Source organism: Allobosea sp. OAE752, assembly GCF_050433265.1.
Taxonomy (GTDB): domain Bacteria; phylum Pseudomonadota; class Alphaproteobacteria; order Rhizobiales; family Beijerinckiaceae; genus Allobosea; species Allobosea spartocytisi.
In genome coordinates, this window is the sequence record NZ_JBNPXO010000009.1 from 61,503 (window position 1) to 87,528 (window position 26,026).

Consider the following 26,026-nt stretch of genomic DNA (forward strand, 5'->3'; position numbering starts at 1 on the left):
CGGTGTCGGTTTCGCCCGCGGCATCGTGCTGCGCGGCTGGATCACGACATCGCGAGGACATTCGCGCCGGCGCCCCGTGTTCGGCCGGTCACGGCCCTTTCAGTGCAGGATCATCCGATGTTCATCGCCATGAATCGCTTCAAGGTCGTCAAGGGCGAGGAGGCCGCCTTCGAGACGGTCTGGTCCTCGCGCAAGAGCCGGCTCGACGAAATGCCGGGCTTCCTCGCCTTCCATCTGCTGAAGGGGCCGGAGAAAGAGGACCACACCCTCTATTCCTCGCACACGACATGGGCCGCGAAGGAGGATTTCGTCGCCTGGACGAAGTCGGAGCAATTCCGCGAGTCGCATCGCAACGCCGGTCAGCCCCGCGAGAAGCCGGTCTTCCTCGGCCATCCCGAGTTCGAAGGGTTCGAGACCGTGCTGAGCGAGATCAATCCGCATCAGCCCCGCCAGGCGGCCGAGTGAGGTTCGCGCGATGACGACGGCGGAGGTCGCGAGCCGCGACCCGATCGAACATGCCCGGGCTTTGCTCGCGGCAAAGCCCGACGGGCTGATCGAGGCGATCGCGCGCGAGGCGGGTGTCTCGACCCGCACGGCGCTGGAGCTGCTGCCGGCCGGGCAGCGGCTGTTCGTGGCGCCCGAGCGCTTCGAGGCGCTGTGGCAGGAGCTGGCGAGCTGGGGAACGGTGCTGTTCCTGATGCACACGCCCGACATCGTGCTGGAGGTCGAGGGCGCGCTGCCGGTCGGCAGCTTCGGCCATGGCTACTACAATATCCATGGCGACAGCCCGATCGGCGGACATATCAAGGCCGAGAATTGCCGCGCGATCTATCTCGTCGACCGCGCGACCGCGCAGGGCCGGCGGGCCTGCTCGGTCCAGTTCTTCAATGCGGCGGGCGAGGTGATGTTCAAGATCTTCGTGCGACGAGATGCCAGTCGCGCTTTGCTGCCGGATCAGCTAAACCGGTTCGAGGCCCTGAAGGCGAGCTTCGTCTGAGCTGCGGCAGGGGCAGGATGCGTTTCCTGCATCATGCCCCGCGCGGGCGAGCGGCCTGCACCGACGCTCAGCGATGAAAGCTGTTTACAAGTTGTTAACCATACTGGCGCAGCGTTGCCACCTGAAAGCCGTGATCTCCTAATGCCGGCGGACCGGGTCCATCAGGACGGGCGCACCGACGACAGCGAGGACGGCTTGCCCGATGTTCCAACCCTGGATGTCGATATGGCCGCGCATGTCGTCATGGAACGGGCGACCTTTCCCCCGAGCCGGCCTTCGCTGGCCGCCGGACGCCGCTTCGTGGCGGAGCGCGCGCCGATCCTGCGCTCCAGCTTCGGTTCGGCCATCCTGCTCGGCCTGCGCTTCGTCCAGGCCCGACTGATCTCGGTCTGGGGGCTGATCGTCGCGGCGGCGCTGTGCCCGCCGAGCGTCTTCGCGGCTTTCGCCGTCTTTTCCGCTGCCGCGAATTTCGTCTCGACCGCCTCGCTGCTGCGGCTCGAGGCCGTGTTCTTCCGGAGCAACGATACGGCCCGGCTGGGCCTGGCCTTTCGCCTTGCCGCTGCGGTCGGCACCGCATTCCTCGGTCTGACGGCGCTCGTGCTGATCGGTCTCGCGCTGACGGGCTGGGTGGCGCCGGCCGTCGCCTTTTTCTTCTTCGTCTCGCTGGCCGCGCGCTCTGTCCTGCGCCTGATCTGGGCGGAGGCGACCGCGGAAGGGGATTTCCGTGCCATCGGCAACAGCAATGTGGTGCAGGCGGTTGTCCAGCCGGTGATCATGCTGGTGCTGATCGGCCTCTTCGGGCCGAAGGCGCTGGCGCTTTTCATGGCGGATGCCGGCGGTCATGTCCTGGCGACCCTCTATCTGCTGCGCCGCCGCCATGCGGCGCTGCGGCCGCTGGTCCAGCCACGATTGTGGAACAGCGGCAGCCTGATCGCGGCGGCCTGGCGCTGGCGCGATGCGCCGCGGGCGCTGCTGCCCTCCGCCCTGCTGGCCTATGGCTTCAGCATCGCGCCGATCCTGGCGCTGCCCTACGCCTCCAATGCGCTGCTGGCGGCCCATGTCGCGCTCGCGATGCGGCTGCTCGAGATGCCGAGCCAGATGTTCGGCACCGTCTCCACCCCGCTCGTGCTCAACGGGCTGCGCAGCTATGTCGGCAAGCGCAGGCGCTTCTGGATCAGGCTGATGACGCTCGGCCTGATCGCTGCGGCGGGCGCACTGTTCGCCGCCGTCGGCCTTGGCGCCCATGTCGCCGACAGCTTCATCGAGGGAACGAAATGGGCCGGTGTCGGTGCGGTGATCGCCATCATGAGCCTGTTCTACGGCGGGATCACACTGGTCGGGCCTTTGCAGGAGGTCGCGACCCTGTCACGCCAACTCGCCTGGCAAGTCCTGATCAACGCCGTCTCGCTCCTGGCCCTGATCGGCGTGATGCGCTGGTACGGCGCTCTGACGCCGGCACTGCTCTATGCCGTCGGCGCGGTCTCGATCGCTCGGACGCTGGCCTATGTCGTCTTCATCTGGCGGCATCTTGGCGAAGCCGAGGACAGTGCGCGCTGGGATTTCGCAGTTTCGGGCGCGAAGTCGTGAGGATGTGATCCTCGCAGCGGCGTTTCGGCCGATGACCTAGGCTTTTTGGCATCGACCCGAAGACCGCACTCCACTTTTCGGGTCGATGACCTATTCCCGGCGGATCAGCCGGTCCGCGATCAGCGAAGACAGAAGACCGGGCTTGAAGTCCCGTTCGAGGCGCTCGGGGTCGTAGATCGTCGCGGCCCAGTCGAGGAAGGCGATGCCCTTGGCCTCGCCCTCGCGGCGATAGGCCTCGAAGAAGGCGTCGAGGATGCCGGTCTTCGCAAAGCGGAAATGGCCGTAGCGCAGCGAGAGCTGGCGCATCGCCTCGTCGAGCGGGCGGCCTTCATGGATCAGCAGATAGAGCGCCGAGAAGAACCCCGCCCGGTCGGCGCCGGATTTGCAGTGGACCAGCGCCGGCTCTTCGAGGCTCGCGAAGAAGGCCTCGGCGCCGAGGATCGTCTCCCGGTCGGGCGCGCCGCGTGAGCGCAGCACGAAATCGACGAGCGCGATGCCGTGACGCTCGCAGGCTTCCTTCTGGAGCGGCCAGGAGCCGTGCTCGCGCCCGCCGCGCAGGTTGACGATGGTCTTCACGCCCTTGCGGGCGAAGGCCGCGATCTGGCCGGGCGCAGGCTGGGCCGAACGCCAGAGACGCGGCGTCACGCGATGGGCGTTGAGATAGGCGAGGCGGAAGACGCCGTGGTCGACCAGCAGCATGTTGGCCCAGGCGCGCAGGCGCGCGGCCCGGCCTTCGATCGGCCGGTCCCAGCGGGCGATGCGGGCCATGCGGCGGGCATAGCGCTCTTCGTCGGGGCGCAGGCGGCTCAGCACGGCCTGGTCTCGGGGCTGTTCATGACGGGCCGGATAGCAGTGACGGCAACCATGCGCAAATCGTCTGATGGCTTGTCCTGCCGGAAGGGGTTGGACTTTTTGCCGCGAACTTGCATAAGGCCCGGCGAAATATCCAAGCGACAGGTTCCCTCATGCGCATCGACGCCATCTCCATCGGCAAGAACCCGCCTGACGAAGTGAATGTCCTGATCGAGGTGGCGATCGGGGGCGAGCCGATCAAGTACGAGATGGACAAGGAGGCCGGCACGCTCTTCGTCGACCGCTTCCTCTATACGCCGATGCGCTATCCCGGCAATTACGGCTTCATCCCGCACACGCTGTCGGAGGATGGCGACCCTTGCGACGTGCTGGTCGCCAATACCCGCCCGCTGGTGCCGGGCTCCTACATCGCGGTCAGGCCGATCGGCGTGATGCTGATGGAAGACGAGGGCGGCGGCGACGAGAAGATCATCGCCGTTCCCGTACCGAAGCTGACCAAGCGCTACGAGAACGTCCACGACTACACCGATTTGCCGAAGATCACCCTCGACCAGATCCAGCACTTCTTCGAGCACTACAAGGATCTGGAGCCCGGGAAATGGGTGAAGCTCAAGGGCTGGGGCGACGCCGCCATGGCCAAGAAGCTGATCGTCGAGGCGATCGAGCGGGCCAAGGCCGCGAAGGGCTGAGCGGGCCGCCCGACCATCCGAGCGCGACCTTCCTTCTCCCCTTGCGGGAGAAGGTGGCCCGCAGGTCTTTGGAAGTCAGTGTCCGGCTCGCGTTCACGTCGCGCGACCCCTCACCCTAACCCTCTCCCGCAAGGGGAGAGGGGACTTACGCCGCGATCGCCTCCGCCAGCGCCACGGTGCGGCGGGCCATCTCGGCATGCAGCAATTCGACCATGCGGCCGTCGAGCTGGATCGCGCCCTTGCCGGCGTTCTCCGGCAGGTCGAAGGCGGCGATGATGGCCCGTGCCCGGGCGAGCTCCGCCTCGTCCGGCGCGAAGACCGTATTCGCCGGCCCGACCTGCGAGGGGTGGATCAGGGTCTTGCCGTCGAAGCCGAGATCGCGCGCCTGCTCGCATTCGGCGCGGAAGCCGGCCTCGTCCTTGATGTCGTTGTAGACGCCGTCGAGGATGTCGATGCCATGGGCGCGGGCGGCCAGCAGCGCGCTCGTCAGCCAGGGCAGCATCGTCGCCCGGCCCGGCACGAAGCGGGCGCGGGTCTCCTTGGCGAGATCGTTCGTGCCCATGACGAAGCAGGCGAGCCGCGTGGCAGGGTCGCGCGCGGCCCGTGCGATGCGCTCGACGTCGAGGATCGCGAGCGGGGTCTCGATCATCGCCCAGACCGCGATGGCGGAATCGGCCCGAAGACCACCGAGCCGGCTGGCGATCTCGTGCAGTTCATCCGGCGCCGAGACCTTCGGGACCAGGATCGCCTGCGGCCCGGCCTCCGCTGCGGCAGCCAGGTCGTCCGCGAACCAGGGCGTGCCGGCGCCGTTGACGCGGATCACCAGCTCGCGCCGGCCATAGCCGCCCGCCTTCACGGCGGCGCAGACTTGCTCGCGCGCCGTTGCCTTGGCATCGGGGGCGACAGCATCCTCCAGGTCGAGGATCAGGACGTCGGCCGCGATCTCACGCGCCTTTTCCAGCGCGCGGGCGTTCGAGCCCGGCATATAAAGGGCGCTGCGGCGGGGGCGGATCGCGGTCATCGTCTCTCCTGACACGGCCGGCTTGTGCTGCGCCGCACAGTAGACGAACGCGGATGCGATGCCAGCGCTGCGAAAGGCGGAGGGAACGGGCATGGCATGGCTGGCCGGTGTGGATGGCTGCAAGGCGGGTTGGATCGCGGCCATCGCTTCCGCCGAAGGGCCGGAGGCCCCGATCATCCGTGTGGTGCCGCGCTTCGCCGATCTGTTCGCCGGCGAGATCGGGCCCGATATCGTTGCGGTCGACATGCCGATCGGTCTGCCGGATCAGGTGACGGGTTCCGGGCGCGGACCGGAGCAGGCGGTGCGGGCGCTGCTGGGCGACAGGCAGTCCTCGGTTTTTTCGATTCCGGCGCGCCGGGCTGTCGAAGCGTCCGATTATCGAGAGGCTTGCGCGTTGGCGCTCGCGGCGTCCGATCCGCCCCGCAAGGTCTCGAAGCAGGGCTTTCACCTCTTCCCGAAGATCCGCGAGATCGATGCCTTGCTGCGCGCGGAGGTGGAATGGCGCGAGCGCGTCTTCGAGGTCCATCCCGAGCTCGCCTTCCGAATGATGAAGGGCGTGCCGCTCGCCCATCCGAAGAAGGTCAAGGGGGTCATCAATCCCCCCGGCATGGCCGAGCGACGGGGACTGCTCCGGGACGCCGGCATCGCGCCCGAGGCGCTCTCGGCGCGGCCTCCGCGCGGCGCGGCGGCGGACGATCTCCTCGATGCGCTGGCGGCGCTGGTCGTCGCCCGGCACATTGCCGCCGGGCGCGGAAAGCCCTTTCCCGATCCGCCGGGGCGCGATAGCCACGGGCTTCCCATCGCGATCTGGACATTCTCGTCCCGGGCGCCGTCATCACAGGATCGAGCCATGAGCGAACGCCCCGTCACCCGTCCGATGATCGAGGAAGCGGCGGCACGCATCGCCGACCATGCCCGGATCACGCCTGTCATGCGGCTGGGCAGTGGCGCTCTCGGCTCGGCCGCGGATCTCTCGCTCAAGCTCGAATGCCTGCAGCATGCCGGCTCGTTCAAGACGCGCGGCGCCTTCAACAACCTGCTCTCGCTGGCGGTGCCGGCTGCGGGCGTCTCGGCGGCCTCGGGCGGCAATCACGGCGCGGCGGTGGCCTATGCCGCGATGAAGCGCGGGGTGAAGGCGACGATCTTCGTGCCCGAGATCTCGCCCGCGGCCAAGATCGAGGCGATCAAGCGCTTCGGTGCCGAGGTTGTGGTCGGCGGCGCGCAATATGACGATGCCCAGGCGGCCTGCGACCGCTTCGTCGCGGAAACCGGCGCGCTGAAGATCCATCCCTTCGCGGCGAAGGAGACCGTCACCGGCCAGGGCACGCTCGGCCGTGAATGGGATCTGCAGGAACCCGATCTCGACACCGTTCTCGTCGCGGTCGGCGGTGGCGGACTGATCTCGGGCATTGCGAGCTGGTTTGCCGGCAGCAAGGTCAGGGTCGTCGGCGTCGAACCGGAAGGCTCGCGCGCCTTGCAGGCGGCGCTGGAGGCGAAGGGGCCGGCCGAGGTCAAGGTCGCCTCCGTCGCCGCCGATTCGCTCGGCGCGCGCAATGTCGGCCAGCTCGTCTACGATGTCTGCAAGGACACGGTCGACCATGTCGCGCTGGTGGCTGACGCAGCGATCACGGCGGCGCAGGCGGCGCTGTGGCGGGATTTTCGTCTCGCGGTGGAGCCCGGCGGCGCGGCGGCCTTCGGCGCGCTGATCAGCGGCGCCTACAAGCCCGCCAAGGGCGAGCGGCTCGGCGTGCTCGTCTGCGGCGCGAATGTCGATCTGGCGAAGCTCGCGACGATCGCGGGGTGATCGAAGGGCGTCATTCTCGGGTGCCGCGCAGCGGCGACCCGAGAATCTCGCGACGCGTGGGGGCTTCTCCTTCACGAGATGCCCGGGTCAAGCCCGAGCATGACGCTCGACCTGTCTTCAGGGCTGGACGCAGAGCTTCGTTGCAACGCAAACTCGCCTCCCATCAGGAGGCAACGCATGACCGGCGCGACGATCAAGACCAGTTCCGGCCGCTTTTTCGAGGATTTCCACCTCGGGGACGTCATCGTCCATGCGACGCCGCGCACGGTCACGGCGGGCGACGTCGCGCTTTACACGGCGCTCTACGGCCCGCGCTTCGCCGTGCAATCCTCCGAGGCCTTCGCCCGCGCCATCGGCTATCCGGCGGCGCCGGTCGACGATCTGCTCGTCTTCCACATCGTCTTCGGCAAGACGGTGCCGGATATCTCGCTGAATGCCGTCGCCAATCTCGGCTATGCCGACGGGCGCTTCCTCAAGCCCGTCTTCGTCGGCGACACGCTTTCGACGACCTCCGAGGTCATCGGGCTGAAGCAGGCCTCGGCCGGCGATGCCGGCATCGTCTATGTCCGCTCCATCGGCCGCAACCAGCATGGCGACATCGTGCTGAGCTATGCGCGCTGGGTGCTGGTGCGCAAGCGCCAGCCGGGCACGCCCGCCCATGCCGAGCAGGTGCCGGAGCTGGCCAAGGCCGTCCTGCCGGACGTGTTGGGCGAGGGCTGTCCGCCGCTCGATCTCGCCGGCCATGACGATGCGCTGGCCGGTTCGCGCTTCCGCTGGGGCGATTATGCGGTGGGCGAGAAGATCGACCATGTCGACGGCATGACCGTCGAGGAGGCCGAGCATCAGCTCGCCACTCGGCTCTACCAGAACACGGCGCGGGTGCATTTCGACGCCCATGCCGCGCAGGGCAGCCGCTTCGGCAAGAGGCTGATCTATGGCGGCCATGTCATCAGCCTCGCCCGCGCCCTCTCGTTCAACGGGCTCGGCAACGCCTTTCACATCGCCGCGATCAATGGTGGGCGCCATGTCGCGCCGCTGTTCGCGGGGGATACCGTCTATGCCTGGAGCGAGGTTCTGGCATGCGCGGAGCTGCCGGGGCGCAGCGATGTCGGCGCGCTCAGGCTCCGGCTCGTCGCCACCAAGAATCTGCCGTGCGCGGCCCATCCGCTCAAGGAAGGCGAGCAATATGCGCCCGGCGTGATCCTCGATTTCGACTATTGGGCGCTGCTGCCGCGGTAAGCTTTCGATAAGAAAATGACGAATTTCAGAATCTGTAACTTTGCTTCGCGCCTGCCGCATTGCAGCGTCGTGCCGGTTTCGTTACAGAGCGGGTCACTCTAGAATGATCCCAAATGGGTCCGTTCCTTCCGACGGGCCGCTTGATCGGAGAATGATATTGGCCGAGGTCAAGCCCGCGGCTCGTCCGCTTTCGCCCCACCTGCAGATCTATCGCTGGTCCTGGACGATGGCGATGTCCGTCGCCCATCGCGTCACCGGCACGGGGCTCTATCTCGGCACGGTGCTGATCGCCGCCTGGCTGGTCGCCGCTGCGTCGGGGCCCGCCGCCTTCGATACGGCCCAGGCGATAGCCGGCTCCTTCCTCGGCCGGCTCGTCCTCTTCCTCTACAGCTTCTCGCTGATCCACCACATGGTCGGGGGCTTGAGGCATTTCGTCTGGGACATGGGCAAGGGCTATGAGCCCGAAACCCGGATGAACATGGCGAAGTTCTCGCTCGTCGCCTCGGTGAGCTTGACGGTCCTGGTCTGGATCGTCGCCCTGGTCCTGCGCTGAGGAGCCCGCTCATGCTGTCCAATTCCTCGATGCGCACCCCGCTCGGCCGTGTTCGCGGCCTCGGCTCCGCCAAGTCCGGCACCGGCCATTTCTGGCTGCAGCGTGTCACCGCCGTCTCGAACCTGATCCTGACGATCATCTTCATCGGCATCGTCATCGCGCTGGTCGGCCGGCCCTATCCGGCGGCGATCGCGCTGCTGTCGAACCCTCTCGTCGCGATCCTGATGCTGCTCTTCACCCTCTCGGCCTGCATCCATATGCGGCTCGGCATGCAGGTCATCATCGAGGATTACGTCCATAACGAGGGGACCAAGATCCTCGCCGTCATGGCCAACACCTTCTTCGCCATCGCGATCGGCGCGGCAAGCGTCTACGCGGTGCTGAAGCTGTCTTTTGGAGGCTGATCCGATGGCGATCACAAAATCCCGCCCGGTCCCGGCCTATACCGGCACCGCCTATCCGATCACGGACCACACCTTCGACGTCGTCGTCGTCGGCGCCGGCGGCGCCGGCCTTCGCGCCACGGTCGGCTGCTCGCAGGCCGGCCTGCGCACCGCCTGCATCACCAAGGTCTTCCCGACCCGCTCGCACACCGTCGCGGCCCAGGGCGGCGTCGCCGCCTCGCTCGGCAATATGGGCAAGGACACCTGGCAGTGGCATATGTACGACACCGTGAAGGGGTCGGACTGGCTCGGCGACCAGGACGCGATTGAATATCTCGTGCGCAACGCGCCGGCCGCCGTCTACGAGCTCGAACATTGGGGCGTGCCCTTCTCGCGCACCGAGGATGGCCGCATCTACCAGCGCCCCTTCGGCGGCATGACCACCGAATTCGGCGAGGGCCCGCCGGCCCAGCGCACCTGCGCCGCGGCCGACCGCACCGGCCACGCCATGCTGCACACGCTCTATGGCCAGGCGCTGCGCTACAACACCGAGTTCTTCATCGAATATTTCGCCATCGACCTGATCATGGACGAGGACGGCCATTGCCGTGGCGTGATCGCGCTCAAGCTCGATGACGGCACGCTGCACCGCTTCCGCGCCCAGCAGACCATCCTGGCGACCGGCGGCTATGGCCGCGCCTATTTCTCCGCGACCTCGGCCCATACCTGCACCGGCGACGGTGGCGGCATGGTGCTGCGCGCCGGCCTGCCGCTGCAGGACATGGAGTTCGTGCAGTTCCACCCGACCGGCATCTACGGCTCGGGCTGCCTGATCACCGAGGGCGCGCGTGGCGAAGGCGGTTATCTCACCAACTCGGAGGGCGAGCGCTTCATGGAGCGCTATGCCCCCTCGGCCAAGGACCTCGCCTCGCGCGACGTCGTCTCACGCTCGATGACGATGGAGATCCGGGCCGGGCGCGGCGTGGGCAAGACCAAGGACCACATCTACCTGCATCTCGACCATCTCGACCCGAAGATCCTGCATGAGCGCCTGCCCGGCATCTCCGAGAGCGCCAAGATCTTCGCCGGCGTCGACGTGACGCGCGAGCCGATCCCGGTTCTGCCGACGGTGCACTACAACATGGGCGGCATCCCGACGAACTTCCACGGCGAGGTGCTGACCAAGGTCGGGGGCGATCCGGATACCGTCGTTCCCGGCCTGATGGCGCTCGGCGAGGCGGCCTGCGTCTCGGTGCATGGCGCCAACCGCCTCGGCTCGAACTCGCTGATCGACCTCGTTGTCTTCGGCCGCGCGGCCGGTCTGCGCTGCGCCGAGACGGTCACGGCCGGCGAGAAGCAGCCGGAATTGCCGAAGGGCTCCTCCGACCTCGCGCTCACCCGCCTCGACAAGTACCGCAATGCTGCCGGCGGCACGCCGACCGCGGTGCTGCGCGACAAGATGCAGCGGACGATGCAGGACAACTGCGCCGTCTACCGCACCGGCGAGACGCTGGAAGAGGGCCACAAGCTCATCCACGAGGTCTGGGGCGGCATCGCCGATGTTGGCACGAAGGACCGCTCGCTGATCTGGAACTCGGACCTGATCGAGACGCTGGAATTCGACAACCTGATCACCCAGGCGGTCGTGACCATGGACTCGGCGCTGAACCGGCCGGAAAGCCGCGGCGCCCATGCCCGCGAGGACTATCCGAACCGCGACGACAAGGACTGGATGAAGCACACCCTGTCCTGGATCGACGACGAGAAGCGGACCGTCACGCTCGACGACCGCCCGGTGCACACCTACACGATGTCCAACGACATCGAGTACATCAAGCCCAAGGCACGGGTGTACTGAGGACGATCTGATGGCTGAATTCAATCTTCCGAAGAACTCCCGCCTGACTGAAGGCAAGGCCTGGCCGAAGCCGGCCGGCGCCAAGAACGTCACCGAGTTCAAGATCTATCGCTGGAACCCGGACGACACCGCCAATCCGCGCACCGACACCTATTATGTCGACCGCGACGATTGCGGGCCGATGGTTCTGGACGCGCTGATCTGGATCAAGAACAAGGTCGACCCGACCCTGACCTTCCGCCGCTCCTGCCGCGAGGGCATCTGCGGTTCCTGCGCCATGAACATGGACGGCAAGAACGGGCTCGCCTGCACCACCGGCATCGACGAGTGCGGTGGCACCGGCAAGAATGCGGGCCGGGTCGCGATCTACCCGCTGCCGCATATGCCGGTGGTCAAGGACCTCGTGCCCGACCTGACGCGCTTCTACGCTCAGCACGCCTCGATCGAGCCCTGGCTGAAGACGACGACGCCGGCTCCCGAGAAGGAGTGGCGCCAGGCCAAGGACGACCGCGAGAAGCTCGACGGGCTCTACGAGTGCATCCTGTGCGCCTGCTGCTCGACCTCGTGCCCGAGCTATTGGTGGAACGGCGACCGCTATCTCGGCCCGGCCGCGCTGCTGCAGGCCTATCGCTGGCTGATCGACTCGCGCGACGAGGCGACCGGCGAACGGCTCGACAATCTGGAAGATCCCTTCCGGCTCTATCGCTGCCACACCATCATGAACTGCGCGAATGCCTGCCCGAAGGGCCTGAACCCGGCCAAGGCGATCGCCGAGGTCAAGAAGATGATGGTGGCGCGCCAGGTCTGAGCCGGCGCGATCGGCTGCGCTTCCGGTGCTTCGATCAACGCCAGCCTCTGGGCTGGCGTTTTTCGTTGGTGTTGTCCGCGTGTCGCTAGTGGAAAGCGCGGGGTACCCTTCTCTCATCCGGGAGAGGGGTTCCCAGCGCCCATTTCGATGGGTCTCTAAAGCCGACCTCAGCCGATATACCGTCCCGGCCGGAACGGCTTAGGATCGGCCGGCGGCGCCTCGCCGCAGACCATCGCCGCGATCATCTCGCCGGTAATCGGGCCAGTCGAGAAGCCGATATGCTGGTTGCCGAAGGCGAGCCAGAGGCCGGGATTACCAGGCGCCTCGCCAATCATCGGCAGTGAATCCGGCAAGGTCGGCCGCGCCCCGCGCCAGGTTTCGCCGGCAACGGCGCCGAGCGGAAAGGCCTCGCGCGCAGCCTCCGTCACGCTGTCGATCTGGCGATGCGCGTCGGGCGCGTCGCGGAAGGACAGGTCGACGCCGCTGGTCACGCGATAGCCCTGCTCCATCGGCGCCATGAAATAAGCGGCGTCGACATCGTAGATCGGCCGCGACAAGGTCGCGCGGGCTTCGGGCTTCAGGTGGCGGTGATAGCCGCGCTCGACATCGAGCCTGGGGTCGAGGCCGAGCGGTTTCAGCAGATCGCCGCTCCAGGGGCCGAGCGCCACTACGGCGATCCCGGCCTCGAAGGTGCCCTTGTCGGTTGCGGCGCGCCAGCCGGCGTCTTGACGGGTGAGCGCCTTCACCTCGGCCTGCACGATCTGCCCGCCGCGGCCGGCGAAGAGCGCGGCATAGGCGGCGGTGACGGCGCCGGGGGAATCGACCGAGGCGTTGGAGGGGATGAGCAGGCCGGCTCGAAAGATCGGGTTCAGATGCGGCTCGACGGCGGAGATGCCCTGCCGGTCGAGGAGCCGCGAGGCGATGCCGTGGCGCTTGAGGAAATGATGCTCGGCCTGCGCGGCGGCATGGCCGGCTTCGCTGCGCCAGAGCTTGAGCGTGCCGTTCTCGCGCAGGCGATGCGCCACGCCGGCCTCGGTCATCAGGGCGCGGTGGCGCTCGACCGTGCTGGCGGTGATGGAATCGAGCGCGGCGATGCGGGCGGCCGCCTGGGAGGGGCGGCCTTCCCAGAGGAAGCGCAGCAGCCAGCCCGGCCGCGTCAGGGCGCGGCGCCAGCTCAGATTGAGCGCCGGGTGGCCGTTACCGAGATAGCTGGCCAGCTTGCCGTAGAGCGAGGGGTTGTTGAGTGGTGCGATCGAGGAGCGGGCGAGCACCCCGGCGTTGCCATAGGAGGTTTCGCGTCCCGGCTCCTTGCGATCGATGAGTGTCACGGTGAAGCCGCGCTTCTGCAAGGCGAGCGCGCAGGAGACGCCGACCATGCCGGCGCCGAGGACGAGAGCTGTACGAGTCACGCGGTTGCCGTTCCGGCTTCCGCCGGCTCCTTCAGCCAATGGTCGAGGAAGGCGTCGAGCCAGAGGCGGATCGCCGGGTCGTGCTGGAACCAGCCAGGCACATGGGTGTGGCCGAGCTGCGCGCCCGGCATCAGGGTGCGCTCATAGCCGCGCACCGACCAGCGATACATCATCGCGGGCGTGACCTCGGGGTGGAACTGGATGCCGTAGACGCGCGAGGCGGCGCGGATCGCCTGGGTCGGGAAATCGCCGCCGGTGGCGAGGCATTCGGCGCCGCGCGGGCAGTCGAAGCCGTCGCGGTGCCATTGATAGACGGTGCCGGGCCAGACGAAGCCGGCCGTCTCGGCATGGGCCTTTCCAGCCTCGGTGATGGAGAGCGGGTAATAGCCGACCTCGGCGCGACCTTCACCATGGGTGTAGACCTCAGCACCCATCTGCTTGGCCAGCATCTGCGCGCCGAGGCAGATGCCGAGGAAAGGTGCGTCCTCCTTCAGGCAGGTGCCGATCCAGTCGATCTCCGCCTTGACGAAATCCTCGGGATCATTGGCCCCCATCGGGCCGCCGAAGATCACTGCCCCGGCATGGTCGCGCATGGTCGCGGGCAGCGAATCGCCGAAGCGCGGCTTGCGGATGTCGAGCGCATGGCCACGCGCCTGCAGCAGCCGGCCGACGCGGCCGGGCGTGGAATGCTCCTGATGCAGCACGATCAGCACCGGCCTGGGAGCCGAGGGCGGGCGCCGGGTCGCGGCAGGCGGGCGGGTGCGTCCGGCCAGACGAGGAGGAAAGGCGTGGTCGTTCATCACCGACTTCAGGCTCGCTGGCGCGCGGCCGGGATTGAGAGGGACGCGTGAAACCATGACGGATCACCGCAGGATGAAGTTCCAGACGGAACGAAGCAAGCAAATTTTGAGCCGCATGTTGCGTGCCGATTCCGGACGCACGCCACGCTTTGCAGGGAAAGCCGGCTCGCCTGTGGCGGGGAGGCTCTCCTTGACGCGGCCACAATTGGCTGCGATGGGAATGAACGTTCATTCTCATTATCGCGCGGTCCATGTCGCAGCATCTCGCCACAGCCTTGCCCGAAAGCCCGCTTTCGGAGCGCCATATCCGCATCCTCGACGCCGCCGAAGGGGTCTTCGCGCGCAGCGGATTCCATGTGGCCACGATGCAGGACGTGGCGGCGGAAGCCGGCATGAGCCCGGGCAATCTCTACCGCTACTTCAATTCCAAGGACGCGATCATCGCCGGCATGGCCGAGCGCGACCGCAGCACGATCGCCGCGGATTTCGCCGGGCTTTGCCCGAGCAAGGGGTCGCTGCTCGACCAGCTCGAGGAGATCGGGCGCAAGCATCTCGTCCGCCAGCCGCGCGAAAAGGCGGTGATCGCGCTTCAGATCTGGGCCGAGGCCGCGCGTAACGAGCAGATGGCCAGCATGTGCGCTGACATCGAGGGATCCCTGATGGAGGGGCTCATCGCCGCGATCTCCGAGGCGAAGCGCAACGGCGAATTGCCGGCGACCCTCGACGAGCAGAGCTTCCTGCTGGCGATCTCGATGATGGCAGACGGCTTTTTCTGTCGCCGCGGTATCGAGCCCCATTTCGATGCCGAGGCCGGCGCCGACGTTCTGTTCAGAAGCATGCGCACGCTCGCCCGCACCATGCTCCTCCCCGAAATCGAGACGCAGCCGTGATGCGACGCGCGCTCTCCCATCCGCACTTGCCGCGCCTCCGCCGCGCCGCCGCAACAGGGTCGTTCCCGATGAGCCTTCTCTCCCCCGCACTGCGCCTGATGCTTCCGGCGATGCTGCTTGCGGCGACTGCCGCCGTGCCGGCACGCGCACAGGCGCCCGCGGCCAGCTCCCAGGCGTCGGCGGCCCATCCTCAGGCGCCGGCAACCGGTCCATCCGTCACCGTCACCCATGCCAAGACCACCGAGATCGTCCAGAGCGTCCTCGTCTCGGGGTCGATGATCGCGCGCGACGAGGTTCTGGTCTCGCCTGAGGTCGACGGGCTGTCGATCATCGCCATTCTCGCCGAGGAAGGCGACAAGGTCGTCAAGGGGCAGGTGCTGGCGCGGCTGGACCGCACGATGCTCGATGTGCAGAAGACGCAGAACGACGCGCAGATCGCCCGCGCCGAAGCTGCGATCGCCCAGGCCAACGCCCAGATCGCCGAGGCCGACGCCAATCTGGTGCAGGCCAACAACGCCTTCGATCGCACCAAGGCGCTGCGCGACAGCGGCAATGCCAGCGCCGAGACCTTCGACCAGCGCTCCGCCGCGGCGCGCTCGGCTCAGGCTCGGGCCAGTTCCGCTCGCGAGGCGCTCGCCATCGCCACCGCCGATCGCGCTTTGGCGCGGGCGCAGGGCAACGACATCGCCGTCCGTCTGGCGCGGACCGAGATCAAGGCGCCGCAGGCCGGCATGATCAGCCGCCGCACCGCCAAGCTCGGCGCGACGGCGAGCATGCTGCCGAGTTCGGAACCGCTGTTCCGGATCATCGCGAACGGCGCCGTCGAGCTGGAGGCGCAGGTCGCCGAGGTCGATATCCCGGCGCTGACGCTGGGCCAGCCGGTCGCGGTCACGCCGGCCGGCGCCAAGGAAGCGCTCAAGGGCACGATCCGCCTGATCTCTCCGGAGGTCGACAAGACCTCGCGGCTCGGCCGTGTGCGCGTCGCGCTCGACGGCAACCCGCCGGTCGCGATCGGCTCCTTTGCGCGTGGGGTCATCGAGACCGGCCGCAAGCAGGCGGTCACGCTGCCGCTTTCGGCGATCACCTATACGCGCAGCGGCCCGACGGTGCAGACGGTGAAGGAGGGCAAGATCGTGACCAGGAAGGTGACGCTCGGCCTCTCCGGGGACGGGCGCGCCGAGATCGCGACCGGGCTCGCCGCGGGCGAGACCGTGGTGGCGCGCGCCGGCACCTTCGTGCGGGACGGCGATCTCATCACGCCCGTCGCGACCAACTGACGGGGCGGGCGATGAACGTCAATTTCTCCGCCTGGTCGATCCGGAAGCCCGTCCCGGCGATCCTGCTCTTCGTCGTGCTCTGCGTGCTCGGGCTGCTCTCCTTCTCGAAGCTGCCGGTGACGCGCTTCCCGAACATCGACGTGCCGCTCGTCTCGGTGACCGTGACGCAGTCGGGCGCCGCGCCGGCCGAGCTCGAAAGCCAGGTCAGCAAGCGCGTCGAGGATTCCGTCGCCAACATCACCGGGGTCAAGCACGTCACCTCGACGCTGACCGACGGCCAGTCGCTGACGCTGATCGAGTTCCGGCTCGAGACCAACACCGACCGCGCCGTCAACGACGTCAAGGACGCCATCGCCAAGATCCGGGCCGACCTGCCGCGCACCATCGACGAGCCGATCATCCAGCGCATCGATGTCGAGGGCCAGTCTATCCTGACCTATGGCGCGGCCTCCGCCGGCATGACGCTGGAGCAGCTCTCCTGGCATGTCGACGATGTCGTCGCGCGCGAACTGCAAGGGCTGAAAGGCGTCGGCCGGGTCGAGCGCTATGGCGGCGTCGATCGCGAGATCCGGATCTCGCTCGATCCCGACCGTTTGCTGGCGCTCGGCATCACCGCCGGCGAGGTCAACCGTCAGGTGCGGGCGACCAATGTCGACCTGGCCGGCGGGCGCGGCGAGGTCGGCGGTCAGGAGCAGGCGATCCGTACACTCGCCGGCGCTAGGACCGTCTCCGATCTGGCCGAGACCAAGATCATGCTGACCGGGGGCCGCGAGGTCCGGCTGAAGGATCTCGGCCGCGTCGAGGATTCGAATTCGGAGCCGCGCGCCTTCGGCCGGCTCAACAAGAACCCCGTCGTCACCTTCGCGGTGTTCCGCTCGAAAGGCTCGAGCGAATTGTCGGTGAAGGACGTCGTGCAGCAGCGCATCGAGGCCCTCAACAAGCGCTATCCGAACATCCAGATCTCGCCGATCGACGATGCCGTCGCCTATACCCACGGCAACTACAAGGCGGCGATGGAGACGCTGCTGGAGGGCGCGGCGCTCGCCGTCATCGTCGTCTTCCTGTTCCTGCGCAACTGGCGGGCGACGCTGATCACGGCCATCGCCCTGCCGCTTTCGGCCATCCCGACCTTCTGGGCGATGGAGATGATGGGCTTCTCGCTCAACCTCGTCAGCCTGCTCGGCATCACGCTGGTCACCGGCATCCTCGTCGACGACGCCATCGTCGAGATCGAGAACATCGTCCGGCACATGAAGATGGGCAAATCGCCCTATCGCGCCGCGATGGAGGCGGCCGACGAGATCGGGCTCGCCGTCATCGCGATCACGCTGACCATCGTCGCGATCTTCGCGCCGGTCTCCTTCATGGGGGGCGTCGCCGGGCAGTATTTCCGCCAGTTCGGCCTCACCGTCGCCGTCGCGGTGCTGTTCTCGCTTCTGGTCGCGCGCCTGATCACGCCGATGATGGCCGCCTATCTGATGCGGCCGGTGAAACATGCCGATCCGAAGGATGGCTGGATCATGGGCGGCTATGTCGGGCTGCTGAAAACCACGCTGAAGAAGCGGCGCATCCCGTTCTTCCCGCGCCTCGACGGCTCGGGCAGGTGGCGGACCCTGCCGTTCAACACCGCCTATGCGACGCTGCTGGTCGGCTTCCTCTTCCTGTTCGGCTCGATCCAGGCGACGCAGCTCCTGCCGACCGGCTTCATCCCGGACGAGGACACCTCGCGCGTCGTGGCTAGCGTCGAATTGCCGCCCGGCGCGACGCTGGAGGACACCCGCGTCACCACCGACAAGCTCGTCGATGCGCTGAAGACCATTCCCGAGGTGCGTGACGTCTTCGTGCTCGGCGGGGCGTCGCCGACCGGCCAGCGCGAGGTGCGCCGTGCCGCCGTCTTCGTCCTGCTCAAGCCGAAGGCCGAGCGCGACATCAAGCAGAAGGAGCTCAAGGTCACCATCGCCGAGAAGCTCGCCAGCGTGCCGGATGTGCGCGCCTGGTATGTCAACGAGCGCGGCGAGCGCGAGATGGCCTTCTCGATCCTGTCGAAGGATGGCGACGCGCTCGACGCGGCGGTGGCCAAGATCGAGGCGCGGATGCGCCAGGTGCCGGGCTATCTCAACGTCGCGACCGCGGGCTCGCTGAGCCGGCCGGAGCTGCGCGTCACGCCGAAGCTGGAGGAGGCCGCCAATCTCGGTGTCACGGCGGAAGCGATCTCGGAGGCCGTGCGCGTCGCGACCATCGGCGATGTCGGCGCCAATCTCGCCAAGTTCAACGCCGGCGACCGGCAGATCCCGATCCGCGTCCAGCTCGACGAAGCCGCACGCACCGACATCCGCAACATCGCGGCCTTGCGCGTGACCAATACCAACGGCGTCTCGATCCCGCTCACGGCCGTCGCCGATGTCGGCTTCGGCGAGGGGCCGAGCTCGATCGACCGCTATGACCGCGTGCGCCGGGCACAGATCGGCGCCGACCTCAAGCGCGGCTTCGAGCTCGGCACCGCGCAGGACCGGTTCCACGACATCGTCGAGGAGGTCGGCCTGCCGCCCGGCGTCTGGATCGCCGCGACCGGCGATGCCGAGATCCAGGGTGAGGTCGTGCAGGGCTTCATCACCGCGATGACGACCGGCCTGATGCTGGTTCTGGCGGTGCTGATTCTGCTCTTCGGCTCGGTCTTCCAGCCGATCACGATCCTGCTCTCGCTGCCGCTCTCCTTCGGTGGCGTGGTGATCGCGCTGCTGGCGACGGGCAATGCCGTCTCGATGCCGGTCTATATCGGCCTGCTCATGCTGATGGGCATCGTCACCAAGAACGCGATCATGCTGGTCGATTTCGCGGTGGAGGAGGTTGGCCGGGGCAAGGACCGGATGACGGCGCTGCTCGAAGCCGGCCGCAAGCGGGCCCGCCCGATCCTGATGACCACCATCGCCATGGCGGCGGGCATGCTGCCCTCGGCCTATGGCGTCGGCGATGGCGGCGAGTTCCGCGCGCCGATGGCGATCGCGGTGATCGGCGGCCTGATCGTCTCGACGGTGCTCTCGCTGATCTTCGTGCCGTCCTTCTACGCGGTGATGGACGATCTCTCGCATCTGACCGGGCGCCTGTTCGGCCGCTTCTTCAGCAAGGCGGAGGACGAAAGCGCCTGGGAGCCGATCCACGACGAGCATGCGACGCCGGGCGAGGCGACGGCGGAAGCGATGTCGAAGCCGGCCCCGCCACGCATGGCGGCGGAGTGAGGCGTCAGGGCTGCGGCTGGCTTGAATAAGTGCGTAGATTATTCGCTAAGTGACCTGGGATCCGGGACTGTCACAGGCGCGAACTGCGATGGTCGGTAGACGGATTCAGCCGATTCTGCTAAGTAAACGAAATCGCCGAGGCAGCTCACGCCGCCTCGGCCGATCGAGCCAAAGTTGATGTGATCAGAGCTTCAGCCCTCATCACTCTCTCCTGACGGCTTGCCACATGGGGTACTCCTAACACGGCTGCGGCCGCTGTTGCGGTAGGCTTTCATGAGCCGACGGGCAAAGGTCTGGCAGGACACCCGTCAGCGGCGATCTTGAAAGGGCTCAGCCGAATTTGGCTGGGCCCTTTTCTTACCCAACTATTCCTTTGTCCTCCTCTGGAGAGGATGTGAGGCGGTAGACACCGCGCTCAGACTTTACCAAAACGCTTTTCTCTATGAGGCGCGTTAGAGCGTTGTAAAACGCTCCGCTAGTGGTTCCGACTTTGCTCGCATCATACCCCGCTGCGATCAGCGCCGCACGAATCTCGTTTGGATTTCGCGACTTGCCGTCCTGCATGAGCGACGCGATGGCCTCGCGAACAGTTAAGGCACGGTCTTCTTCATGCATCTCCGGGATGTGTGGGCGACCGAGGAGGATCTCCGCAGCCTTTAGTTTCTGCTCGAGATCATCGCGCTCAGACTGAAGCCGCGCAATTTCTGCTGTCAGCGTACGCGCTCGCAGCCTCCATCCCGTTAACTGATCATCCAGAGCCGCTTTCCAAGCATCCATAGAATCGGCGCCCCCTATCTGTTCTTCTCTACAGCACGATTCGATCCTCCCTGCAACAGGAGGGAGGGAGGGTGTCGAGGGTCGAGTGTGTTTCAGCGCTGTTGTCAACAGCGCTGAAGAATTAGCGGGCATCACCCTGTCAGAGCTTGCCGCCGCGCCAGCGCGTCCCGATAGGCCTGCGTCAGCTCGGCGAGCACGGATTGCTCGGGCTTGGGAGCGTCGAGATGCAGGTGCCGGAGCTCCTGCATGAAGCGCTCCCACAGCGCCGGGCCGCCTTCGCTGAGCAGCTCCGCACGGATCGACAATTCCTCGGTGACCGGCAGGAAGCGCCGGCCCCATTCGCCCATCGCGGCGAAGACCGGGACGAGCGCGATGCCCATCTCGGTCAGGCTGTAGATCGCCTTCTGCTTGTGCGTGGCGTCGTCGCGGCGCGAGAGCAGCCCGCGCTCGACCAGCCGCTTCAGCCGGTCGGCGAGGATGTTCGAGGCGATGCCTTCGTCCGATTTCGCCAGCATCTCGCGAAAATGCCGGCGGTTGCCGAACATGATGTCGCGCAGGACGATCAGGCTCCAGCGATCGCCCAGGATTTCCAGCGTCAGATTGATCGGACAGCCCGAACGGCCGGTCTCGCGCATGCTCGTCTCCAAAACCAGTTGCAATATAGGAGCGGTTTCGCTACACAGCAACTGATTGCAAATTGAAACTGGTTTTGACCGAACCTATCGGGAGGATGCCATGGCCAAGGTGATCGTCTGGAATCTGGTGACGCTGGAGGGGTTCTTCGAAGGCAAGGAGAAGTGGGATCTCGGCTTCCATGGTGACGCCTGGGGCGAGGAGCTCTCCGCGCTCAGCAGCGAATTCGGGCGCAAGGCGGGGCTGCTCGTCTTCGGCCGCGTCACCTATGAGGGCATGAAGGCCTATTGGACTTCGGCCGAGGAGGAGGGCGAGACCAAGGGTTTCATGAACGCCCTGCCGAAGCTCGTCGCCTCACGCAGCCTGACCGGCTCCGACTGGAACAACACCACGGTCACGGCCGATATCGTCGGGGAGATCACGCGCCGAAAAGCGGAAGCCGGCAAGGATGTCTATGTCTTCGGCAGCGCCGTACTGACGGAGGCGCTGCTGGCGGCAGGGCTCGTCGACGAGATCATGATCGCGGTCGCGCCGGTCACGATCGGGCAGGGCACGCCCTTGTTCAAGCCGAACGCGGAAAAGCGCCATTATGCGCTGATCGCGGCCCGTCCGCTCAAGAACGGCACCGTGATCCTGCACTATGGCGTCAAGCCGGCGGTCTGAGCGCGGAGTTCAACCGCGCCGCACCATCAGCACGGCGGCGAGAATGGCGACGCCGCCGAAGGCCTGCACCGGGGTCGGCTGCTCGCCGAAGATCGCCCAGGCGGCGAGCACCGCGACCAGCGCCGGCCAGACCATGACGAGCGAGGCCGCGCTGGCGCCATAGCTGCCGAGCGAGAGCGTGATCAGCCCCTGGCCGAGCGCATGCGAGACGAGGCCGAGCCCGATCACCGCGAGCCAGCCCTGCAGGCTCATCGGGATGATCTGCTCGTGCAAGACCAGCGCCGCCACGAAGCAGAAGCCGGCGCAGACGAGGCTGGAGATCAGGCTGACCAGCCCGGCATCGGCGCGGCCGCGCGCACGGCCGATGGCGAGGATATAGGCGGCGTAGGACATCGCCGCACCGACGGCCAGCGAATCGCCGAGGAGATTGCCGGTGGCGGCGGGGTTGCCGGTGAATTTCGGCAGCACGAGCAGCAGCGCGCCGGCGATCGCCAGCATCAGCGCGCCGAGGATGCGGCGCGACGGCTTGTCGCCGAGGATCAGCCAGCCGCCGAGCACGACGCCAACCGGCGCGAGATTGCCGAGCAGCGAGGCGTTGGCGATAGTCGTGAAGCCGAGCGAGGCATTGTAGAGCACGACATCGACGCCGAAGGTCAGGCCGGCCAGCGCGATCGGCACGAAAGCGCCGCGACCGAGCGAGGATCCGCCCGCAGGCCGGCGCCGCTCGAAGGCGGTCCAGGCCATCAGCACGGGCATGGCGAAGATCATCCGCCAGAAGCCGGCAGCGGCCGGGCCGACATCGCTGAGGCGGACGAAAATGCCGGAAAAGCCGATGAAGGTCGCGCCCGCGAGCAGGGCGGCGAACATGGCGAGCGCGGGGGAGGCGGGGCGGACGGAAATCGCGGGGGCGGACATCGAAACTGCTTCTGTGCCGGCGGCCTGGCCCGGAAGGCTTCCTTCGCCTTCCCGCATCGGCCGGTCCACCGGTTCTGCGCTGCTATAGGATGCTTTTTCGCATCGGAAAAACGGATTATACTGATTTAACCATTCTTAAAATCGATGGATGATCGGCGTCTCACGGAGGCACATGATGAACGGCCATTTCGACCTCGCCGCGCTCGGCATGCTGGTCGCCGTCGCGGAAACCGGCGGCTTCACCGCTGCCAGCGCGCGGCTCGGGCGCACGCAATCGGCGATCTCGGTGCGCATCCAGGATCTGGAGAGCCAGCTCGGCCACAAGCTGCTGGAGCGCTCGCGCCGCGGCGTCACGCCGACCGATGCGGGCGAGCGGCTGATCGCCCATGCAAGGCGCCTGCTGGCGGTCGAGCGCGAGGCGCTGGCCGATCTGGGCGGGGAGACGCCGACAGGGCGGCTGCGCATCGGCGTTCCCGACGACTACATGGACGCCTATCTGAGGCCGCTGATCGCGCGCTTCGCGGTGGAGCATCCCAAGGTCGAGCTCGAGGTCCGCTGCGATATCTCGAAGCGGATCGAGCCGGCGCTCAAGGCCGGTGAACTCGATCTCGCCGTGGTGACGCAGGATCCGCAGCGGCCGCTCGGCGAGATGCTCAGGCGCGAGCCGCTGATCTGGGTCGCGGCGCGCGGCCATCGGCCCGAATTGCAGGAGACGCTGCCGCTCGCCCTGTTCTCGGAAGGCTGCCGGGCGCGACCGCGCATCCTCGCGGCCCTGAACAGCGCGGGGCGGGCGTATCGGCTGGTCTTCTCCTGCTCGCATACCTCGGGCGTGCTGTCGGCGGTCGAAGGCGGTTTCTGCGTCACGGCGATGACGGAAAGCGCGGTGCCGCCCTCGCTGCGCCGTCTGGGGCCTGCCGAGGACCTGCCGCCGCTGTTCGAGCTCACTGTCGGGCTGATCATGGCGCCGCATCCCGGGCTGGCGGCCCAGCGCTTCGCCGATGCGCTGCGCGAGGAAATGAGCGCTTTCAGGCTCGCGGCGTGATGCGACGCATTGCCCTAGCGCCCCCGGATCACTACTGAGAAGCCATGAAATTCCTCGACCAGGCCAAGATCTATGTGAAGGCGGGTGACGGCGGCGCCGGCTGCGTCTCCTTCCGTCGCGAAAAATTCATCGAGTTCGGCGGGCCCAATGGCGGCGATGGCGGGCGCGGCGGCGATATCGTCGTCGAATGCGTGCAGGGGCTGAACACGCTGATCGACTACCGCTACCGGCAGCATTTCAAGGCCAGGACCGGCGAGCACGGCATGGGTAAGGACCGCCACGGCGCCAATTCGCCGGCGATCGTGCTGAAGGTGCCGCCGGGTACGGAAATCCTCGAGGAGGATGGCGAGACGCCGATCGCCGATCTGACCGAGCCGGGCCAGCGCTTCGTGCTGTGCAAGGGCGGCAATGGCGGCTTCGGCAACGCCTATTTCAAGACCTCGAGCAACCAGGCGCCACGCCATGCCAATCCTGGCCTGCCGGGCGAGGAGCGCTGGATCTGGTTGAGGCTGAAGCTGATCGCCGATGCGGGCCTGGTCGGCCTGCCGAATGCCGGCAAATCGACCTTCCTCGCCGCGGTGACGGCGGCCAAGCCCAAGATCGCGGATTATCCCTTCACCACGCTGCATCCCGGCCTCGGCGTCGTGCGCGTCCATGACCAGGAGATGGTGCTGGCCGATATTCCCGGCCTGATCGAGGGCGCGCATGAGGGCCATGGTCTCGGCGACCGCTTCCTCGGCCATATCGAGCGCTGCCGCGTGCTGCTGCATCTGGTCGAGGGCACGAGCGAGCACGCCGGCAAGGCCTACAAGGTCGTGCGCGAGGAGCTGGAGGCCTATGGCGAGGGGCTGGCGGACAAGCCCGAGATCGTCGCCCTCTCCAAGGTCGACGCGCTGTCGCCGGAGCTGCTGAAGGAACAGGTGGCGCGCTTGAAGCGGGCGGCCAAGCGCATGCCGATCATCCTGTCCTCGGCCTCGGGCGAAGGTGTCGACGCGGCCCTGCGGGCGCTTTTCGCGGTGATCGAGGAGGCGCGCCGCGAGGAAGAGCGCGAGAGCGCTCCGGTGGAAGAGACCGGCTGGCGGCCCTGACGCTGCCAGGTTCCGTTCGGAACCTCTCCGTCATCCCGGACAAGCCGCGCCAGCGACGCCGATACGGGATCCATCGAAAGGCGCTGCGCTTGATGATGGATCCCGGGGCAAGCCTGGGACGACGGTGCGTTTCCGAGGCCGTCTCCCGAACGCTTGATGGTCGCGCGCGGCCTCGCCGAAGGGCCCGACCGGCCCAGCCCAGCTTTCATCGGGCGGCGGCACAGCCTCGCATCAGCTCGAACCGGCTGAGGATGTGACCCGGGCGGCCGCGCTCAGCCAGCAGTCCCGGAAGATCAGGTCAGGGCGCCGCGCGCCGCAACCGGCCAGACCGCCTCGACATGGGCATCGGGCCCGTGCAGGCCGCGCACGCAGACATACCAGTCGTGCAGGTTCACGGTCGGGTCGCAATGGCCGGGAATCAGCAGGACGCGGTCGCCGCGATGCGGCAACGCGACGGGATCGCCGGTCAGGACGCCATGCTCGTCGGAAGGCTTGGTGTAGATCGCGCCCTCGCGCTGGAACGGCACCGGCATGCCGGAATCGACCGAGGCGGTCTTGTGCCCGGCATCGACGATGGCGCGGTCCGGCACCGGCTTGCTCATCACGCCGGCGAGGATGAAGAGCGCGTGCTCGAAGCTACGGAAGGGCGAGCCGTCGGCCTGGCGGTTGCGGGCATAATCGGCGTCCATGAAGATGTAGGAGCCGCATTGCAATTCGTTCCAGATGCCCGACTGCGCCTCGAGCTCATAGGTGCCGGTGCCGGCGCCGCTGATGACCGGGCACTCCAAACCGGCCTGGGCGAGACGCTCGGCGGTGTTGCGCGCCGCGAGCCCGGCGCGCTCGATGGCCTCGCTGCGCTCGTCGATGGAGCGCATGTGCTGGGCGGCGCCGTGATAGGCCTGCAAGCCGGCGAAGCGCAGCGTGTTCGAGCGCGCGATGGCCTCGGCCAGCCGGACGGCGCCTTCTCCCGGCGCGACGCCGCAGCGGCGCCCGCCGACATCGATCTCGACCATGACGTCGAGCACTACGTCATGGCGCGCGGCAGCCGCAGCCGCCTCGCGCACACCGTCGGCGTGATCGACGCAAAGGCCGATCTTGGCGCTGCGCGCGAGGATGGCGAGGCGGTCCAGCTTGGCGGGGCTCGCGATCTCGTTGGTCACCAGCACGTCACCGACGCCGCCGGCGACGAGGATTTCCGCCTCCGAAACCTTCTGGCAGCATTGCCCCACGGCGCCATGGGCGATCTGGCGCAGCGCGATCTCCGGGCTCTTATGGGTCTTGGCGTGAGGCCGCAGACGAATGCCGTGAGCCTCGCTGAAGGCGGCCATGGCGACGAGATTGCGCTCGAAGGCATCGAGGTCGAGCAGCAGCGCAGGCGTATCGATCTCGGCAAAGCTCTGGCCCGGCTGCGCCGGCGGGGTCGAAGGCATGGAGTCTCCTGAATCGTTCGGGCCATGGGATGACAGCTTCGTGTCCGGAGCAAGACCCGATTGCCACATTGCCCGTCCCATCCACGCCAGTGGCGCTTGCCGGCCCGGCATGGT

The 26,026-nt window shown here is 67.3% G+C and carries 24 protein-coding genes; 16 read left to right on the forward strand and 8 right to left on the reverse strand.

Annotated features, from left to right (window positions below):
* The first annotated feature begins 117 nt into the window (after window positions 1–117).
* From hmuQ to GGC47_RS21015, 3 genes are all read left to right on the forward strand, one after another.
* Window positions 118–465: a heme-degrading protein HmuQ gene (gene hmuQ / locus GGC47_RS21005; protein WP_038362734.1), complete on the forward strand. Its 348-nt coding sequence runs from the start codon at window positions 118–120 to the stop codon at window positions 463–465.
* Between the two features lie 10 nt (window positions 466–475).
* Window positions 476–997, forward strand: a complete 522-nt coding sequence (hutX, locus tag GGC47_RS21010) for a heme utilization cystosolic carrier protein HutX (RefSeq protein ID WP_142022762.1) — start codon at window positions 476–478, stop codon at window positions 995–997.
* Between the two features lie 141 nt (window positions 998–1,138).
* Window positions 1,139–2,584, forward strand: coding sequence for a hypothetical protein (locus GGC47_RS21015; protein ID WP_142022763.1), 1,446 nt, complete (start codon window positions 1,139–1,141; stop codon window positions 2,582–2,584).
* A 90-nt stretch (window positions 2,585–2,674) separates the two neighbouring features.
* On the opposite strand, the gene GGC47_RS21020 is transcribed toward GGC47_RS21015, so the two are convergent.
* Window positions 2,675–3,397, reverse strand: coding sequence for a fused DSP-PTPase phosphatase/NAD kinase-like protein (locus tag GGC47_RS21020; RefSeq protein WP_260368415.1), 723 nt, complete (start codon window positions 3,395–3,397; stop codon window positions 2,675–2,677).
* Between the two features lie 152 nt (window positions 3,398–3,549).
* Between GGC47_RS21020 and ppa the strand changes: the two genes are divergently transcribed.
* The gene (gene ppa, locus GGC47_RS21025) at window positions 3,550–4,086 is read left to right on the forward strand and encodes an inorganic diphosphatase (protein ID WP_038362742.1); all 537 of its coding nucleotides are present in this window, start codon (window positions 3,550–3,552) and stop codon (window positions 4,084–4,086) included.
* Between the two features lie 145 nt (window positions 4,087–4,231).
* Here ppa and GGC47_RS21030 read toward each other — a convergent pair whose 3' ends face one another.
* Complete coding sequence (locus tag GGC47_RS21030; RefSeq protein WP_142022764.1) at window positions 4,232–5,107, reverse strand: HpcH/HpaI aldolase/citrate lyase family protein; 876 nt, start codon at window positions 5,105–5,107, stop codon at window positions 4,232–4,234.
* Window positions 5,108–5,198: 91 nt separating this feature from the next.
* Here GGC47_RS21030 and GGC47_RS21035 point away from each other — a divergent pair, with 91 nt between their 5' ends.
* From GGC47_RS21035 to GGC47_RS21060, 6 genes are all read left to right on the forward strand, one after another.
* Entirely contained in the window at window positions 5,199–6,911 is a 1,713-nt protein-coding gene (locus tag GGC47_RS21035; protein WP_429068662.1) for a serine/threonine dehydratase, read from the forward strand.
* 192 nt (window positions 6,912–7,103) lie between these two features.
* Window positions 7,104–8,150, forward strand: coding sequence for a MaoC family dehydratase (locus GGC47_RS21040; protein ID WP_038364000.1), 1,047 nt, complete (start codon window positions 7,104–7,106; stop codon window positions 8,148–8,150).
* 151 nt (window positions 8,151–8,301) lie between these two features.
* Entirely contained in the window at window positions 8,302–8,703 is a 402-nt protein-coding gene (sdhC, locus tag GGC47_RS21045; RefSeq protein ID WP_038362747.1) for a succinate dehydrogenase, cytochrome b556 subunit, read from the forward strand.
* Window positions 8,704–8,714: 11 nt separating this feature from the next.
* Window positions 8,715–9,107 (forward strand): succinate dehydrogenase, hydrophobic membrane anchor protein, encoded by a 393-nt coding sequence (sdhD, locus tag GGC47_RS21050; RefSeq protein ID WP_429068663.1) that lies wholly within the window; start codon window positions 8,715–8,717, stop codon window positions 9,105–9,107.
* Between the two features lie 4 nt (window positions 9,108–9,111).
* Window positions 9,112–10,944, forward strand: a complete 1,833-nt coding sequence (sdhA, locus tag GGC47_RS21055) for a succinate dehydrogenase flavoprotein subunit (RefSeq protein WP_038362751.1) — start codon at window positions 9,112–9,114, stop codon at window positions 10,942–10,944.
* Window positions 10,945–10,954: 10 nt separating this feature from the next.
* Window positions 10,955–11,752 (forward strand): succinate dehydrogenase iron-sulfur subunit, encoded by a 798-nt coding sequence (locus GGC47_RS21060; protein WP_038362753.1) that lies wholly within the window; start codon window positions 10,955–10,957, stop codon window positions 11,750–11,752.
* A gap of 167 nt (window positions 11,753–11,919) precedes the next feature.
* Here GGC47_RS21060 and GGC47_RS21065 read toward each other — a convergent pair whose 3' ends face one another.
* Both GGC47_RS21065 and GGC47_RS21070 read right to left on the reverse strand, forming a co-directional pair.
* A complete protein-coding gene (locus GGC47_RS21065; RefSeq protein WP_370955599.1) occupies window positions 11,920–13,161 on the reverse strand; it encodes an NAD(P)/FAD-dependent oxidoreductase in 1,242 nt (413 codons plus the stop codon).
* Window positions 13,158–13,961, reverse strand: coding sequence for a glutamine amidotransferase (locus GGC47_RS21070; RefSeq protein ID WP_112761653.1), 804 nt, complete (start codon window positions 13,959–13,961; stop codon window positions 13,158–13,160). The genes GGC47_RS21065 and GGC47_RS21070 overlap by 4 nt, the downstream gene beginning before the upstream one ends.
* A 251-nt stretch (window positions 13,962–14,212) precedes the next feature.
* Between GGC47_RS21070 and GGC47_RS21075 the strand changes: the two genes are divergently transcribed.
* The 3 genes from GGC47_RS21075 to GGC47_RS21085 all read left to right on the forward strand — a co-directional run bounded on the left by GGC47_RS21075 (window position 14,213) and on the right by GGC47_RS21085 (window position 19,364).
* Window positions 14,213–14,851: a TetR/AcrR family transcriptional regulator gene (locus GGC47_RS21075; protein WP_133560999.1), complete on the forward strand. Its 639-nt coding sequence runs from the start codon at window positions 14,213–14,215 to the stop codon at window positions 14,849–14,851.
* A gap of 68 nt (window positions 14,852–14,919) precedes the next feature.
* A complete protein-coding gene (locus GGC47_RS21080; protein ID WP_185748007.1) occupies window positions 14,920–16,128 on the forward strand; it encodes an efflux RND transporter periplasmic adaptor subunit in 1,209 nt (402 codons plus the stop codon).
* Between the two features lie 11 nt (window positions 16,129–16,139).
* A complete protein-coding gene (locus tag GGC47_RS21085; protein WP_429068664.1) occupies window positions 16,140–19,364 on the forward strand; it encodes an efflux RND transporter permease subunit in 3,225 nt (1,074 codons plus the stop codon).
* A 357-nt stretch (window positions 19,365–19,721) separates the two neighbouring features.
* On the opposite strand, the gene GGC47_RS21090 is transcribed toward GGC47_RS21085, so the two are convergent.
* Window positions 19,722–20,141, reverse strand: coding sequence for a hypothetical protein (locus GGC47_RS21090; protein ID WP_133560994.1), 420 nt, complete (start codon window positions 20,139–20,141; stop codon window positions 19,722–19,724).
* A gap of 131 nt (window positions 20,142–20,272) precedes the next feature.
* Window positions 20,273–20,776 carry a winged helix-turn-helix transcriptional regulator gene (locus GGC47_RS21095; protein WP_133560993.1) on the reverse strand — a complete coding sequence of 168 codons (504 nt, stop codon included), beginning with the start codon at window positions 20,774–20,776 and terminating at the stop codon, window positions 20,273–20,275.
* 100 nt (window positions 20,777–20,876) lie between these two features.
* Here GGC47_RS21095 and GGC47_RS21100 point away from each other — a divergent pair, with 100 nt between their 5' ends.
* Window positions 20,877–21,437 carry a dihydrofolate reductase family protein gene (locus GGC47_RS21100; RefSeq protein ID WP_429068665.1) on the forward strand — a complete coding sequence of 187 codons (561 nt, stop codon included), beginning with the start codon at window positions 20,877–20,879 and terminating at the stop codon, window positions 21,435–21,437.
* 9 nt (window positions 21,438–21,446) lie between these two features.
* On the opposite strand, the gene GGC47_RS21105 is transcribed toward GGC47_RS21100, so the two are convergent.
* Window positions 21,447–22,352 carry a DMT family transporter gene (locus tag GGC47_RS21105; protein WP_429068666.1) on the reverse strand — a complete coding sequence of 302 codons (906 nt, stop codon included), beginning with the start codon at window positions 22,350–22,352 and terminating at the stop codon, window positions 21,447–21,449.
* 175 nt (window positions 22,353–22,527) lie between these two features.
* On the opposite strand from GGC47_RS21105, the gene GGC47_RS21110 reads away from it, so the two are divergent.
* Window positions 22,528–23,394 (forward strand): LysR family transcriptional regulator, encoded by an 867-nt coding sequence (locus GGC47_RS21110; protein WP_051988146.1) that lies wholly within the window; start codon window positions 22,528–22,530, stop codon window positions 23,392–23,394.
* Between the two features lie 44 nt (window positions 23,395–23,438).
* The gene (gene obgE, locus GGC47_RS21115) at window positions 23,439–24,482 is read left to right on the forward strand and encodes a GTPase ObgE (protein ID WP_142022774.1); all 1,044 of its coding nucleotides are present in this window, start codon (window positions 23,439–23,441) and stop codon (window positions 24,480–24,482) included.
* A gap of 293 nt (window positions 24,483–24,775) precedes the next feature.
* Here obgE and GGC47_RS21120 read toward each other — a convergent pair whose 3' ends face one another.
* Window positions 24,776–25,912: a DSD1 family PLP-dependent enzyme gene (locus GGC47_RS21120; protein WP_113254344.1), complete on the reverse strand. Its 1,137-nt coding sequence runs from the start codon at window positions 25,910–25,912 to the stop codon at window positions 24,776–24,778.
* Between the last annotated feature and the right edge of the window lie 114 nt (window positions 25,913–26,026).

Coding starts and splice junctions, on each gene's coding strand:
- GGC47_RS21085 (WP_429068664.1), top strand. CDS start 16,140: ATGAACGTCAATTTCTCCGCCTGGTCGATCCGGAAGCCCGTCCCGGCG.
- GGC47_RS21070 (WP_112761653.1), bottom strand. CDS start 13,961: ATGAACGACCACGCCTTTCCTCCTCGTCTGGCCGGACGCACCCGCCCG.
- GGC47_RS21105 (WP_429068666.1), bottom strand. CDS start 22,352: ATGTCCGCCCCCGCGATTTCCGTCCGCCCCGCCTCCCCCGCGCTCGCC.
- GGC47_RS21110 (WP_051988146.1), top strand. CDS start 22,528: ATGAACGGCCATTTCGACCTCGCCGCGCTCGGCATGCTGGTCGCCGTC.
- ppa (WP_038362742.1), top strand. CDS start 3,550: ATGCGCATCGACGCCATCTCCATCGGCAAGAACCCGCCTGACGAAGTG.
- GGC47_RS21035 (WP_429068662.1), top strand. CDS start 5,199: ATGGCATGGCTGGCCGGTGTGGATGGCTGCAAGGCGGGTTGGATCGCG.
- sdhD (WP_429068663.1), top strand. CDS start 8,715: ATGCTGTCCAATTCCTCGATGCGCACCCCGCTCGGCCGTGTTCGCGGC.
- sdhC (WP_038362747.1), top strand. CDS start 8,302: ATGATATTGGCCGAGGTCAAGCCCGCGGCTCGTCCGCTTTCGCCCCAC.
- GGC47_RS21080 (WP_185748007.1), top strand. CDS start 14,920: ATGAGCCTTCTCTCCCCCGCACTGCGCCTGATGCTTCCGGCGATGCTG.
- sdhA (WP_038362751.1), top strand. CDS start 9,112: ATGGCGATCACAAAATCCCGCCCGGTCCCGGCCTATACCGGCACCGCC.
- GGC47_RS21060 (WP_038362753.1), top strand. CDS start 10,955: ATGGCTGAATTCAATCTTCCGAAGAACTCCCGCCTGACTGAAGGCAAG.
- GGC47_RS21120 (WP_113254344.1), bottom strand. CDS start 25,912: ATGCCTTCGACCCCGCCGGCGCAGCCGGGCCAGAGCTTTGCCGAGATC.
- GGC47_RS21030 (WP_142022764.1), bottom strand. CDS start 5,107: ATGACCGCGATCCGCCCCCGCCGCAGCGCCCTTTATATGCCGGGCTCG.
- GGC47_RS21100 (WP_429068665.1), top strand. CDS start 20,877: ATGGCCAAGGTGATCGTCTGGAATCTGGTGACGCTGGAGGGGTTCTTC.
- hutX (WP_142022762.1), top strand. CDS start 476: ATGACGACGGCGGAGGTCGCGAGCCGCGACCCGATCGAACATGCCCGG.
- obgE (WP_142022774.1), top strand. CDS start 23,439: ATGAAATTCCTCGACCAGGCCAAGATCTATGTGAAGGCGGGTGACGGC.
- GGC47_RS21090 (WP_133560994.1), bottom strand. CDS start 20,141: ATGGATGCTTGGAAAGCGGCTCTGGATGATCAGTTAACGGGATGGAGG.
- GGC47_RS21075 (WP_133560999.1), top strand. CDS start 14,213: ATGTCGCAGCATCTCGCCACAGCCTTGCCCGAAAGCCCGCTTTCGGAG.
- GGC47_RS21095 (WP_133560993.1), bottom strand. CDS start 20,776: ATGCGCGAGACCGGCCGTTCGGGCTGTCCGATCAATCTGACGCTGGAA.
- GGC47_RS21015 (WP_142022763.1), top strand. CDS start 1,139: ATGCCGGCGGACCGGGTCCATCAGGACGGGCGCACCGACGACAGCGAG.
- hmuQ (WP_038362734.1), top strand. CDS start 118: ATGTTCATCGCCATGAATCGCTTCAAGGTCGTCAAGGGCGAGGAGGCC.